The organism is Terrabacter sp. R4-6 (assembly GCF_057529065.1).
Genome location: NZ_CP197224.1, coordinates 3200808 through 3213566 on the forward strand (window position 1 = coordinate 3200808; position 12759 = coordinate 3213566).

Annotated in this window: 15 protein-coding genes; 11 read left to right on the forward strand and 4 right to left on the reverse strand. The window is 73.1% G+C overall.

The genetic code is table 11. The annotated features are described in order from the left end of the window. Genes folE through ACSSS0_RS14980 form a run of 4 tightly spaced genes read left to right on the forward strand, consistent with a single transcriptional unit; the run spans nucleotide 1 to nucleotide 2897 of the window. Nucleotides 1-573 (forward strand): GTP cyclohydrolase I FolE, encoded by a 573-nt coding sequence (gene folE, locus ACSSS0_RS14965; protein ID WP_435987149.1) that lies wholly within the window; start codon nucleotides 1-3, stop codon nucleotides 571-573. Nucleotides 574-619: 46 nt separating this feature from the next. Beyond that, the gene (folP, locus tag ACSSS0_RS14970) at nucleotides 620-1537 is read left to right on the forward strand and encodes a dihydropteroate synthase (protein ID WP_487228616.1); all 918 of its coding nucleotides are present in this window, start codon (nucleotides 620-622) and stop codon (nucleotides 1535-1537) included. Next, on the forward strand, nucleotides 1534-2421 hold the full coding sequence (gene folK, locus ACSSS0_RS14975; protein WP_487228617.1) for a 2-amino-4-hydroxy-6-hydroxymethyldihydropteridine diphosphokinase: 888 nt from the start codon (nucleotides 1534-1536) through the stop codon (nucleotides 2419-2421). Before folP ends, folK begins: the two co-directional genes overlap by 4 nt. Next, the gene (locus tag ACSSS0_RS14980) at nucleotides 2418-2897 is read left to right on the forward strand and encodes a DUF3180 domain-containing protein (RefSeq protein WP_487228618.1); all 480 of its coding nucleotides are present in this window, start codon (nucleotides 2418-2420) and stop codon (nucleotides 2895-2897) included. The genes folK and ACSSS0_RS14980 overlap by 4 nt, the downstream gene beginning before the upstream one ends. 12 nt (nucleotides 2898-2909) lie before the next feature. Here ACSSS0_RS14980 and ACSSS0_RS14985 read toward each other — a convergent pair whose 3' ends face one another. Next, nucleotides 2910-3137 carry a hypothetical protein gene (locus tag ACSSS0_RS14985; RefSeq protein ID WP_435987145.1) on the reverse strand — a complete coding sequence of 76 codons (228 nt, stop codon included), beginning with the start codon at nucleotides 3135-3137 and terminating at the stop codon, nucleotides 2910-2912. A gap of 8 nt (nucleotides 3138-3145) precedes the next feature. Beyond that, entirely contained in the window at nucleotides 3146-4333 is a 1188-nt protein-coding gene (locus ACSSS0_RS14990; protein ID WP_487228619.1) for an NADH-quinone oxidoreductase subunit D, read from the reverse strand. A gap of 81 nt (nucleotides 4334-4414) precedes the next feature. Between ACSSS0_RS14990 and ACSSS0_RS14995 the strand changes: the two genes are divergently transcribed. Together ACSSS0_RS14995 and ACSSS0_RS15000 are read left to right on the forward strand one after the other, a co-directional pair. Then, nucleotides 4415-5641, forward strand: coding sequence for a cytochrome P450 (locus tag ACSSS0_RS14995; RefSeq protein WP_487228620.1), 1227 nt, complete (start codon nucleotides 4415-4417; stop codon nucleotides 5639-5641). A gap of 12 nt (nucleotides 5642-5653) precedes the next feature. Then, the gene (locus tag ACSSS0_RS15000) at nucleotides 5654-6073 is read left to right on the forward strand and encodes a VOC family protein (RefSeq protein ID WP_487228621.1); all 420 of its coding nucleotides are present in this window, start codon (nucleotides 5654-5656) and stop codon (nucleotides 6071-6073) included. A gap of 18 nt (nucleotides 6074-6091) precedes the next feature. Here the strand turns inward: ACSSS0_RS15000 and ACSSS0_RS15005 are convergent, their stop codons facing one another. Both ACSSS0_RS15005 and ACSSS0_RS15010 read right to left on the reverse strand, forming a co-directional pair. Then, nucleotides 6092-6625: a copper resistance CopC family protein gene (locus tag ACSSS0_RS15005; protein WP_487228622.1), complete on the reverse strand. Its 534-nt coding sequence runs from the start codon at nucleotides 6623-6625 to the stop codon at nucleotides 6092-6094. A 5-nt stretch (nucleotides 6626-6630) separates the two neighbouring features. Then, a complete protein-coding gene (locus ACSSS0_RS15010) occupies nucleotides 6631-7653 on the reverse strand; it encodes an SAM-dependent methyltransferase (RefSeq protein ID WP_487228623.1) in 1023 nt (340 codons plus the stop codon). Between the two features lie 23 nt (nucleotides 7654-7676). On the opposite strand from ACSSS0_RS15010, the gene ACSSS0_RS15015 reads away from it, so the two are divergent. From ACSSS0_RS15015 to nadC, 5 genes are read left to right on the forward strand one after another with little or no spacing between them, the layout of a single operon-like run. Beyond that, nucleotides 7677-8585 (forward strand): Rossmann-like and DUF2520 domain-containing protein, encoded by a 909-nt coding sequence (locus ACSSS0_RS15015; RefSeq protein ID WP_487228624.1) that lies wholly within the window; start codon nucleotides 7677-7679, stop codon nucleotides 8583-8585. Further along, nucleotides 8582-9508, forward strand: a complete 927-nt coding sequence (gene panC, locus ACSSS0_RS15020; RefSeq protein ID WP_487228625.1) for a pantoate--beta-alanine ligase — start codon at nucleotides 8582-8584, stop codon at nucleotides 9506-9508. Before ACSSS0_RS15015 ends, panC begins: the two co-directional genes overlap by 4 nt. A 37-nt stretch (nucleotides 9509-9545) precedes the next feature. Next, nucleotides 9546-9980, forward strand: coding sequence for an aspartate 1-decarboxylase (panD, locus tag ACSSS0_RS15025; protein ID WP_435987137.1), 435 nt, complete (start codon nucleotides 9546-9548; stop codon nucleotides 9978-9980). Between the two features lie 12 nt (nucleotides 9981-9992). Further along, nucleotides 9993-11816: an L-aspartate oxidase gene (locus ACSSS0_RS15030; protein ID WP_487228626.1), complete on the forward strand. Its 1824-nt coding sequence runs from the start codon at nucleotides 9993-9995 to the stop codon at nucleotides 11814-11816. Beyond that, entirely contained in the window at nucleotides 11813-12697 is an 885-nt protein-coding gene (gene nadC / locus ACSSS0_RS15035) for a carboxylating nicotinate-nucleotide diphosphorylase (RefSeq protein ID WP_487228627.1), read from the forward strand. The genes ACSSS0_RS15030 and nadC overlap by 4 nt, the downstream gene beginning before the upstream one ends. The last annotated feature ends 62 nt before the right edge of the window (nucleotides 12698-12759 follow it).

The following is a 12759-nucleotide window of genomic DNA, read 5'->3' on the forward strand; positions in this document are numbered from 1 at the left end:
GTGGCGATCGACCAGCCGCGCGCCGAGGCGGCCGTGCGGGAGCTGCTCCTCGCCATCGGTGAGGACCCCGACCGTGAGGGTCTGCTCGACACCCCGGGCCGGGTGGCCCGCTCGTTCTCCGAGATCTACGCCGGGCTCGACATGACGGCGGCCGACGTGCTCGGCACGACGTTCGAGATCGACCACCAGGAGCTCGTCATCGTGCGGGACATCGAGCTCTACAGCACGTGTGAGCACCACCTCGTGCCCTTCCACGGGGTGGCGCACGTCGGCTACATCCCGAGCAAGGACGGCCGGGTCACCGGGCTGTCCAAGCTCGCCCGGCTCGTCGAGGTCTTCGCCCGCCGTCCCCAGGTGCAGGAGCGGCTCACGTCTCAGATCGCCGACGCGCTCGTCGAGCACCTCGACGTGCAGGGCGTCATCGTCGTGGTCCAGGCCGAGCACCTCTGCATGTCGATGCGAGGCATCCGCAAGCCCGGCGCGAGCACCATCACCTCGGCGGTGCGCGGCCAGCTGCGCGACCCGGCCACTCGAGCAGAGGCCATGGCGCTCATGCTCGAGGGCAACAAGTGACCGACGGCCCGACACCCGCACCACCAGCCACGACACAATGGCGCCCATGACCGCGCGCCGCCCCGACCTCGACGCGACGTCCCTGCTCGGCGTGCGCGACCGCACGCTCGTCATGGGGGTCGTCAACGTCACGCCCGACTCCTTCTCCGACGGCGGGGAGTGGTTCGAGCAGGACGCCGCCATCGCGCACGGGCGTGACGTGCACGCCGCCGGCGCCGACATCGTCGACGTGGGCGGCGAGTCCACCCGTCCGGGGGCCGAGCGCCCGTCGGTCGAGGAGGAGCTGCGCCGCGTCGTCCCCGTCGTGACGACCCTGGCCGCCGAGGGGGCCGTGGTCTCCGTCGACACGATGCGTGCGTCGGTCGCGCGGGCCGCCGTCGACGCCGGCGCCTCGATCGTCAACGACGTCTCAGGTGGTCTGGCCGACCCCGAGATGGTCCCCTGGGTGGCCGCCAACCGGCTGCCCTACATCGCGATGCACTGGCGCGGACACAGCACCGAGATGCAGTCGCGGGCCGTCTACGACGACGTCGTCAAGGACGTCCTGCGCGAGCTGGGGGAGCGGCGCGACTCCCTCCTCGCGGGTGGCATCGACGAGGAGCGCCTCGTCCTCGACCCCGGTCTCGGCTTCGCCAAGAACGCCGACCACAACTGGGCCCTCATGGCGGCGCTGCCCGCCCTCCACGACCTCGGCCAGCCGATCCTGCTCGGCGCCTCGCGCAAGACCTTCCTCGGGCGCCTGGGACGCGACGAGGGCGAGGCCCCCCGGCCTGCCGCCGAGCGTGACGTCGAGACGACCGCCACGTCGGTCATGGCCGCGATGGCCGGGCTCTGGTGCGTCCGCGTCCACGACGTCGCCTCGACGGTGCGTGCACTCACCGTCGTCCAGGCCGCGCTCGAGCACGTCCCCGACGACCCGACCGACGACCTGACCGACGACCTGAGCGAGGGCCTCGACCGATGACCGACCGCATCGTGCTGCAGGGCGTCTCGGCCCGCGGCAACCACGGCGTCCTCGACGTCGAGAAGCGCGACGGACAGACCTTCCTCGTCGACGTCTCGATGGTCTGCGACCTCGCGCCGGCCGGGCGCACCGACGCCCTCGGAGCCACCGTCAACTACGCAGAGGTGGCCGACGACGTCGTCGCCCGGATCACGGGGCCGTCCTTCGACCTCATCGAGCGCCTCGCCGAGGTCATCGCGGACGACGTCCTGCGCTACGACCTCGTCGAGTCCGTCGAGGTCGTCGTGCACAAGCCCGAGGCGCCGGTCGGTCACCCGTTCACCGATGTCCAGGTCTGCGTCGAGCGGAGGAACGCCGCCCACGTCGTCATAGCCCTGGGCACCAACCTCGGCGACCGCGGACAGACGCTGACCGACGCGGTCGCCGCTCTCACGGCGTTGCCGGGGCTCACCGTGACCTCGGTCTCCGACATCGTCGCCACCGACCCCGTCGGTGGTCCCGAGCAGCCCGAGTACCTCAACGCCGTCATCACCGCCCGGTCGCTGCTGCATCCGCGCGACCTGCTCGTCGAGCTCCACCGCATCGAGTCCCTGCATGGGCGCACCCGCGAGATTCGCTGGGGCGCAAGGACGCTCGATCTCGACCTCGTTCAGTACGGCCTTCCCGGTGGACTCCGCGAGGTCGTCAGTGACGACCCGCAGCTGACCCTGCCCCATCCGCGCGCCCACGAGCGCGCGTTCGTCCTCGTGCCGTGGCTGGACGCCGACCCGCGCGCCACGCTGCGCGTCTCCGAGGGCCGTGACGGCATACGACCGGTGGCCGACCTCCTGGCCGACCTCGACCGATCGGGCGTTCGTCCCGGTCCCCGATGGGAGCAGCAGTGAGACCCCACTCCGGTATCCGCGTCACGACCCTCGTGCTCGCGGGACTCGCCATGACCGTGGTCGCGTGGCTCGCGCTGCGCTGGATGATGTCCGGCGGCAGCGCCGTGCCCGAGCCGGGATGGGTCGGCGCCGCCGCGATGCTCTTCCTCACCGGCGGGCTGGTCCTCGCCGGCTGGCAGGTGCGCAAGGTCCGCGACGGCTCGCCCAACCCCGCCATCACGCCGCTCCGCGCCGCCCGCACGCTCGTGCTCGGCCAGGCCGGGGCCCTGACCGGGTCGGTCCTCGTCGGCTGGTACCTCGCCAACGCGCTCGTCCTGCTGCCCGACGCCGACGTCGACTCCCAGCGCGGGCGCATCCTGCCGTTCGTGCTGCACGCCGTCGTGGCGCTGCTCCTCGCGGTGACCGGCATGCTCGTGCAGAGCTGGTGCCGACTGCGCCCCCGCGACGACGAGGACGACGACCAGCCGCCGGGCTGATCGTCGCCGGCGTCAGGTGGTGCCGGCGACGGTGATCGTCGAGGTGGGCGCCGGCGTGGTGTCGACCGACGGCGGCTGGGGCGGCCCGTCCGGCGTCGTCGTGCGCGTGGGCCAGGGCGGCGGGATCGTGTCGACGGTGTCCTCGTCGGAGCAGGCTGCCGCGAGCGTGACCGTCGCGGTGATGACGGTGACGGCGACGGCACGCAGGACGGTGGCGCGCGAGACCCGGGCGGACGGCATACGACCCCTCACTTGTCGACGTCCCCGACGACGAAGAACATCGAGCCGAGGATCGCGACCATGTCGGCGATGAGCTGGCCGGGCAGCATCTCGCTCAGCACGCTGACGTTGTTGAACGACGCCGACCGGAGCTTGAGCCGCCACGGGGTCTTCTCGCCGCGGGAGACGAGGTAGTAGCCGTTGAAGCCGAGGGGGTTCTCGGTCGCGCAGTAGATCTCTCCCTCGGGCACCTTGAGCACCTTGGGGAGCTTGACGTTGATCGGCCCCTGCGGCAGCTGGACGAGGCGGTCGAGGCAGGCCTGGGCGAGGTCGAGGGACACGTGCGCCTGCTCGAGGAGCACCTCGAGGCGCGACAGGCAGTCGCCGGCCGTCCGGGTCACGACGCGACCGGGGCCCTTGTCGCCGAAGAGCTCCCCGTAGGCGAGGTAGGGCGCGTCGCGGCGCAGGTCGACGTCGAGCCCGCTGGCGCGCGCGATGGGGCCGGAGACGCCGTACGCCTGGACGGTCGACAGCGGCAGCACCCCGACCCCGCGCGTGCGGGCCTCGAGGATCTCGTTGCCGACGATGAGCCGCTCGAGATCGGGGAGCCGCTTGCGCACGTTGGCGATCGCCTTGTCGACGCGGCCCATCCAGCCGGCCGGGAGGTCCTCCTTGAGGCCTCCGACGCGGTTGAACATGTAGTGCATGCGCCCGCCCGAGACCTCCTCCATGACCGCCTGGAGCTCCTCGCGCTCGCGGAACGCGTGGAAGACCGGCGTGATGGCGCCGAGCTCGAGCGGGTAGGAGCCGAGGAACATCAGGTGGTTGAGCACCCGGTTGAGCTCGGCGAGGGCGGTGCGCGCCCAGACGGCCCGCTCGGGCACCTCCATGCCGAGCATCTGCTCGACGCCGAGCACGACGCCGAGCTCGTTGGAGAAGGCGCTCAGCCAGTCGTGCCGGTTGGCGAGGACGATGATCTGGCGGTAGTCGCGGACCTCGAAGAGCTTCTCGGCGCCACGGTGCATGTAGCCGACGATCGGCTCGGCACTGATGATCCGCTCGCCGTCGACGACGATGCGCAGCCGGAGGACGCCGTGCGTCGCGGGGTGCTGCGGCCCGATGTTGAGCACCATGTCGGCGGTCGCGAGGCCGCCCGCGCCGATGCCGACGGTCAGGGCCTGACGCTGGCTCGGCGACGAGGCGGTGGTCTCCGTCATGGGCCCGAGCCTACGGCCCACGCCATGGTCGTATGCCGTGTGGCCCTCCCGGGGGCACGCCCGGTCGGGCAGAGTGTGGGGGTGACCGACGTGTTCGACCTGCGCGACCCCGCCTTCGTGGCCGAGCCCTACGGGGCGCTGACCGCTGCCCGTGAGCAGGCGCCCGTCCTGTGGCACGAGGGCCTGGGCCTGTGGGTCACGACGACCCACGCGGCTGCCAACGACGTCCTGCGCGACCGGCGGCTCGGGCGGATCCTCCGTCCGCGCTCCGAGGGTGACGACGCGTGGACGACGTTCGACTGGTTGCACGCCGACTCGATCCTCGACTCGGAGCCGCCGAAGCACACGCGCCTGCGCCGACTCGTCGCCGGAGCCTTCGGGCGTGGTCACGTGGCGCGGCTGCGTCCACGGGTCGAGGAGATCGCGGCCGGCCTGCTCGACGACGTCGTGCGCAGTCTCGACCGCGACGGCCGCGTCGACGTCATCGCCACCTACGCCGAACCGCTGCCGGTCCTCGTCATCTGCGAGCTGCTCGGCGCGCCGACCTCGGACTGGAAGCGGCTGCGCGACTGGTCGCAGGCCATCGTCCGGATGTACGAGGTCGACCCGGACGACGAGGCCCAGCGCGACGCCCAGCGCGCGTGCGAGGAGTTCGCCTCCTACGTCGAGGAGCTCGCGACCGAGCGCGCCTCCGCCCCCGGCGACGACCTGCTGACCTCTCTGGTCCAGGAGCGGGACGGTGGCGACCGCCTCTCGCCGCGCGAGCTCGTCGCCACCGTCGTGCTGCTGCTCAACGCCGGGCACGAGGCGAGCGTCAACGGCTTCGGCAACGGTCTCGCCTCGCTCCTCGCCGATGCCGGACAGTGCGACGCGGTGGTCGCCCGCCTCGACGACCCGGCTGCCGTCGAGCGCCTCGTCGAGGAGATGCTCCGGCACGACTCACCGCTGCACCTCTTCGAGCGCACCGCCACCGCCGACGTCGAGCTGCACGGCGTGACGGTCCGGCAGGGCCAGAAGGTCGCGGCCCTGCTCGGCGCCGCCAACCGCGACCCTGCCGTCTTCGCCGAGCCCGACCGCTTCGACGCGTCGCGGGAGCCCAACCCGCACCTCGCCTTCGGCGCCGGCATCCACTTCTGCCTCGGGGCGCCGCTGGCCCGGATGGAGCTGCAGATCTCGACCCGCGCACTGCTCGAGCGGCTGGGACCGCTCGAGGTCGTCGAGGCGGTGCGGCGACCGACGTTCGTGCTGCGGGGCTACGAGCGGCTCGTCCTCGCACCGAGCGCACGACCTGACCGGATCACCGACTGACGGGAGAACGACATGGGTGAGCTGACGCCCTACATCTGCGTGGCCGACTCGAGGGCTGCGATCGAGTGGTACCGCGAGCACCTCGGGGCGGAGGTGACCGTCGAGCCGATCGTCATGGACGACGGGCACGTCGGGCACTGCGAGCTGGCCGTCGGCGGCGCCCGGTGGATGATGTCCGACGCGTTCGAGTCCGCCGGGGTCGCCCCGCCGGACCCCGCCCGCGGCAACGCCGTGACGCTGCACCTCACCGTGCCGGACGTCGACGACCTGTGCCGCCGCGTGCAGGACGGGGGCGGGACCCTCGACCGGGCTCCAGAGGACAACCCGCCGATCGGCCGTCTCGCCGTCTTCCACGACCCCTTCGGGCACCGTTGGTTCCTCAACCAGCCGCTCCCCGAGCCCGTGCCGGAGCCGGGTCCGGAGCCCGACTGAGCCGCTCGCCGGAAGGCGTCAGGCGCGGTCGGCCCCGCGCCCACGCAGGACGAGAAAGCCGCCCACCGCGAGGAGCACGACGGTGCCGACGATGGTGAGCAGGATCGGCACGAGGAGCGAGCCCTGTGCGTCGTCGGCGCCGGCGGCGGGCTTGACGTGCACCGTCGCGCCCGCCGTCGCGGTCGACCCGTCGAGCCCGATCGTCGCGTGGAAGGAGAAGGTGCCCGTGACGGGGTGGCCGTCGTCGGAGGTGACCCGGTAGGAGACGGTGTAGTCGCCACCGGGTGCGTTCGGCGCGAGGGCCTGCGTGACGTCGCGGCCCTCGATCGTCGGGCTGCCGGACGACACGGGTCCCGACGGCCCGGTGACGACGACCTGGGTGCCGATCGCGAGCGGGGCCTCGGAGAAGGTGAGGACAACCGCGCCCGGCAGCTGCGTGACGCTCGTCCCGTCGGCCGGGTTGGTGCGCTCGAGGACGTCGTGCGCGAAGGCCGTGCTCGGCAGCGCGACGAGGAGTCCGAGGGCGAGCAGCGTGGAGGCGAGACGACGCATGCCGTTCAGGTTACGTCGTGCCCCGGGACGCGCTTCAGCGCCCACCGGAAGCCGCCGAAACCGTCCCGGGCGAGCAGCCGCGCCTCGGTGCTCGTCCGTTCCAGGGCAGCGAGGTAGCCGAGCGGGTCGGTGGTCGCGAGCGTGTGCGGCGGCGTGGCGCCCGTCAGCCCGAGCGCCTGCAGCGCCTCCCGCTGGGTGAGCACCTCGTCGGCGTCGAGGGTGTCCATGGCGACGTGGGCCGTCACGTCGCACGAGCCGTCGGGCACGGGCGTCGTCAGGTGGCCGCTCGCGTATGCCGTGAGCGTCCCCCCGGACGGACGCGCCGTCGCCGTGTGGCCGTAGTCCACGGCGAGCAGCATGCCGTCGTCGACGCGTGAGACGAGGTCGGCCCAGGCCTCGTCGCGGGCGAGGCCGATCTCGAGGCGGTCACCGGGTGTGCTCGTGGGCCAGTGGGCGTCGGCCCAGAGCCGGTCGGCCTCGCCGAGCGGGCGGCCGAGCGACTCGACGCCCGTCCCGGGGTCGACGAGCACCTCGCACGCCGTGCCGCCGGCGTCGACCTCGGCGACCGTGCACGGCACGACGTCGAGCCACTCGTGGGCGATGACGAGGGCGTCGCGCAGGCCGGTGAGCTCCGGAGGCAGGGCTGCGCCACCGGGGGAACGGAGCCACTCCACCCGGTCGTCGAGCCCCTCCGGCCGGTCGACGACGTCCACCGCCACCACCCGCGGTGGGGGTGATGCAGCGCGACCCGGCGCGACGGCACACCTCGACCCGAGGAGTTCGAGGGCGGCGACGAGGTGCGTCGCGAGCTCGCCGCGGCCCGCGCCGACGTCGACCACGGCCGAGGGGAGCGCCGGGCCGTGCTCGGCGGCCCACAGCGCCAGCAGGGCCTCCGCGAGCACGCGTCCGGTCGGCCCGTGCGCGGCCGTCGTGAAGTGGGCTGCCGGCCCACCGCGCGCCACGTAGAAACCCCGCCCGGCGGCATACAACGCCTCGTGCCACGCCTCGCGCCAGGGAAGGGGATCCACGCCTGCCGACTGTAGGCGATAGCGTGCCGTGGGTGAGCACCCCGCACGAGCGTCCCGCGCGCTTCGACGTCGGCATCGTGGGCGCCGGTCGCGTCGGGGCCGTCCTCGGAGCCGCCCTCGCCCGGGCCGGACACGTCGTCAGCGGCGTCTCGGCCGTCAGCGAGGAGAGCCTCGAGCGTGCGGCCACCCTGCTGCCGGGGGTGCCGGTCAAGCCGATCCCCGAGGTCGTCTCCGGCGCGCACCTCGTCGTCCTCGCCGTGCCCGACGACGCGCTCGCCGACCTCGTCGCCGGGCTCAGCGCCACCGACACCTTCACGCCCGGGCAGCTCGTCATGCACACGTCGGGGGCACACGGCATCTCGGTCTTCGAGGCGGCGGCCGACAGCGACATCGTGCCCCTGGCGATCCACCCGGCCATGACGTTCACCGGCACCGAGCTCGACCTCGACCGGCTCCACGACTGCTGCTTCGGCGTGACGACGCTCGACCTCGCGCGGCCCCTCGGTGAGGCGCTCGTCATCGAGATGGGCGGCGACCCGGTGTGGATCGCCGAGGAGGACCGCGTCACCTACCACGCGGCCCTCGCGCACGGCTCGAACCACCTCGTGACGCTCGTGGCCCAGTCGATGCAGCTGCTCGGCGAGGCCGGCGTCGACGACCCGGCGCGCGTCCTCGAGCCGCTCCTGGCGGCCGCGCTGTCCAACACCCTCCGCCGGGGTGACGCAGCCCTCACCGGTCCGGTGGCGCGCGGCGATGCCGGTACCGTGGCCGGGCACGTCGCGATGCTGCGCAAGGTCGCCCCGGACATCCGCCCGACCTACCTCGCCCTGGCCCGCGCGACGGCGCAGCGGGCCCTGCTCAGCGGCCGCCTCCGCGCCTCCGACGCCGGCCCGCTGCTCGAGCTGCTCGCGCACGAGGAGGACCGACCGTGACTGACACCACCGCCGCCGGCACGACCGCCGGCGCACGCGCCACGACGCCCGTCGTGGCGCGCACGAGGGACGAGCTGCGCGAGGCCCGGGCGGCCCTCGACGACGGCGACGTCGCCGTCGTCATGACGATGGGCGCCCTGCACGAGGGGCACGCGACCCTCATCCACCAGGCGCGCAAGAGCCACCGCCACGTCGTCGTGACGATCTTCCTCAACCCGCTCCAGTTCGGGCCGAAGGAGGACCTCTCGCGCTACCCGCGCACCTTCGACGCCGACCTCGAGATCTGCACGGCCGCGGGCGTCGACCTCGTCTTCGCCCCGACCCCCGACGTCATCTACCCCGACGGCGACCCCGGGGTGCGCGTCTCCGCCGGGCCGCTCGGCGACGTCCTCGAGGGCCAGGCCCGACCCGGCCACTTCGACGGCATGCTCACCGTCGTCGGCAAGCTCATGCACCTGACCCGGTGCAGCGCGGCCTACTTCGGGCAGAAGGACGCCCAGCAGCTGCTCCTCATCCGACGGATGTGCCGCGACCTCGACTTCCCGGTGCGCGTCGTGGCGGTGCCGACCGTCCGCGAGCCCGACGGCCTCGCGATGTCGAGCCGCAACACCTACCTCACCGACTCCGACCGCGAGACGGCCCTGTGCCTCTCGGCCGCGCTCAGGGCCGGTGCCGATGCCGCACCCGAGGGGCCGTCGGCCGTCCGGCGGGCCGCCCGCGCCGTGCTCGTGCGCGAGCCTCTCGCCCTCGTCGACTACCTCGTGCTCGTCCACCCGGACACGCTCGAGGACGTGCCGGAGTGGTACCGCGGCGAGGCGCTGCTCGCCGTGGCGGGCCGAGTGGGTACGACCCGTCTCATCGACAACCTGCCGGTGCTCGTCGGCCCCGGCGGCGGCGCGCTCGAGACCTTCTCCCAGCCCTGAGCTCCCCTCCACCACAGACTATTTCGAGGACATTGTCGTGCAGCGTTTCATGCTCCACTCGAAGATCCACCGAGCGACGGTGACGCAGGCCGACCTGCACTACGTCGGCTCCCTGACCATCGACCGCGACCTGCTCGACGCCGCCGACCTGTGGCCGGGTCAGCAGGTCGACGTCGTCGACGTCGACAACGGCAACCGCCTCACGACGTACGCGATCGAGGGCGAGCGCGGCACGGGCATCGTCTGCATCAACGGCGCGGCAGCCCGGCTCATCTCGCCCGGTGACACGGTCATCATCATCGCCTACGCCGCGATGGACGATGCCGAGGCACGCACCTTCGAGCCGCAGGTCGTCTTCGTCGACGACCACAACCGCGTCGTCGAGGTGGGGCACGATGCAGGTGACGTGCCCGACGGCTTCGGTCTCATGACCTCCGCCGTCACCGGGCGCCACCACGAGTACCAGGACTGAGAGGCCAGCCGTATGCCGCAGAGCGGGCTCCCCGACGTGACCGTCCCCCGGCGGCTGCGCGCGCCCGCGCCCGGCTGGACGGCCACCGCCGACGTCATCGTCGTCGGCTCCGGCGTCGCCGGCCTCACGACGGCCCTCCGGCTGCGGCGCAGGGTCGACCGCGTGCTCCTCGTGACGAAGACGGTCCTCGACGAGGGCTCGACGGCGTGGGCGCAGGGCGGCATCGCCGCCGTCATGTCGCCGGAGGACAGCGCCGCCGAGCACATCCACGACACCCTCGTCGCGGGTGTCGGCCTCTGTGACGTCGACGCCGTGGAGGCGCTCGTGCACGAGGGCACCGACGCCGTCTGGGACCTCATCGCGCTCGGGGCGGAGTTCGACCGCGGCGACACCGGTGGGCTCTCGCTGACCCGCGAGGGTGGCCACCACCGCGACCGCATCCTCCACGCCGGCGGCGACGCGACGGGCCGCGAGATCAGCCGGGCCCTCATCGCCGCGCTCGACCGGGTCCGTGACGACCCCGGCATCGAGGTCATCGAGCACGCGCTCGTCGTCGACCTGCTCACCGATGCGGACGAGCGCGTCTGCGGGGTCACGCTCCACGTCATCGGCGAGGGTCAGGTCGACGGTGTCGGCGCCGCGCACGCGCGAGCCGTCGTGCTCGCGACCGGCGGCCTCGGCCAGATCTACGCCTCGACGACGAACCCGTCCGTGGCGACCGGCGACGGCATGGCCGCCGCGCTGCGGGCCGGTGCCGTGCTCGCCGACCTCGAGTTCGTCCAGTTCCACCCGACGGTGCTCTGGCTCGGCGAGGGCTCGCGCGGACAGCAGCCGCTCATCTCCGAGGCCGTGCGCGGCGAGGGTGCCTTCCTCGTCGACGAGGCGGGCGAGCGCTTCATGCAGGGCCAGCACCCGCTCGCCGACCTCGCGCCCCGCGACGTCGTGGCCCGCGCCATCATCGCCCGGATGCGCGAGACCGGCACCGACCACGTCTACCTCGACTGCCGCCACCTCGGCGCCGAGTTCCTCGAGCAGCGCTTCCCGTCCATCGTCCAGCGCTGCCGCGAGCTCGGCTTCGACCCGGCGACGCAGCTGCTCCCCGTCGCCCCGGCGCAGCACTACGCGAGCGGGGGCGTGCGCACCGACCTGCGTGGACGCTCCACGCTCGAGGGCCTCTACGCGTGCGGCGAGACCTCGTGCACCGGCGTCCACGGCGCCAACCGGCTCGCGAGCAACTCGCTCCTCGAGGGGCTCGTCTTCGCCCGCCGCATCGCCGACGACCTCACGGCCCGGCTCGGCGCCGGCGAGCTCCTCGAGACGACGCCCGTCGCACCGGGCGGTGAGCCGGAGCTGATCCGCGGCAAGCGCCGCCTCGACGTGCAGCGCGCCATGACCGCAGGGTCCGGGACGGTGCGCTCGGCAGCCTCGCTCGCGGCCACGCAGGAGACCCTGGCCACGCTCGCGAGCCGTGCCGTCACCGACGACGCCGACAAGCAGGGTGGACCCAAGAGCTGGGAGACGACCAACCTGCTCCACCTCGGACGAGCGCTCACGTATGCCGCCGCGCTGCGTGACGAGACCCGTGGCGGCCACGTGCGCGAGGACTTCCCGGCCCGCGACGACGCGCACTTCCTGCACCACGTGCACCTCCGGCGCTCCGGCTCCGGTGTGCTCGAGGCGACGGTCGTGCCGGTCCCGCGCGCCAACCTCGACGGTCTCGACCTCGACGGCTCGGTGCCGCTCGACGTGCTCGACGAGGACCGCGCGGACGGTGCGGTGACCGCGAAAGCGGCTGTGCGGCATACGGGATCGGCTGAGACGAAGGAGACGCAGTGAGTGGCGACGGGCTGAGCGGGTTCCCGCACGAGTGGGCGCGAGAGCTCGTCACGGTCGCGCTGCGTGAGGACCTCGGTCCCGAGGGCGTCGACGTGACGACGCTGGCGACGATCCCCGCGGACCAGACGCGCACCGCCGAGATCGTCGCTCGCGGACCCGGTGTCGTCGCCGGCGTGCCGGTCATCGGGCTCGTGCTGGCGGCGGTCGCCGAGAAGGTCGGCGGCGAGGTGCCGACGGTCGAGGTCGTGGGCGACGACGGGTCGCGGCTCGAGCGCGGCGACGTCATCGCCCGGCTGACCGGACCGACCCAGGTGATCCTCGTGGCCGAGCGGACCATCCTCAACATCATGAGCCGGCTGTCCGGCGTGGCCACGCACACGCGCCGGTGGGCCGACGCGCTCGAGGGCACGTCGACCATGGTGCTCGACACGCGCAAGACGACGCCGGGCATGCGCTGGCTCGAGAAGTACGCCGTGCGCTGCGGCGGCGGCACCAACAAGCGCATGGGCCTCTACGACGTCGCGATGATCAAGGACAACCACAAGCTCGCGGCCGGCTCGGTGGCGGCGGCGTACGCGCTCGTGCGCGACCGCTTCCCCGAGGTCGACGTGCAGGTCGAGGTGACGACGCCGGCCGAGGCGCAGGAGGCCTACGACGCCGGGGCGCGCTTCATCATGTGCGACAACATGACGGTCGACGTGCTGCGCGAGACCGTCGAGCTGCTCCGCGGTGCCGGCGAGCCCGTCGAGATCGAGGCGACCGGCGGGCTGACGCTCGAGGTCGTGGGGGAGTACGCCGCGACCGGCGTCGACTTCGTGTCGGTCGGCGGCCTGACCCACAGCTCGCCCATCGTCGACATCGCCCTCGACCTCACCGACTGAACCGTCGAAAGGCCACAAACCGGGCCCCCCAACCGTCGAAAGGCCACAAACCGGGCCCGGTT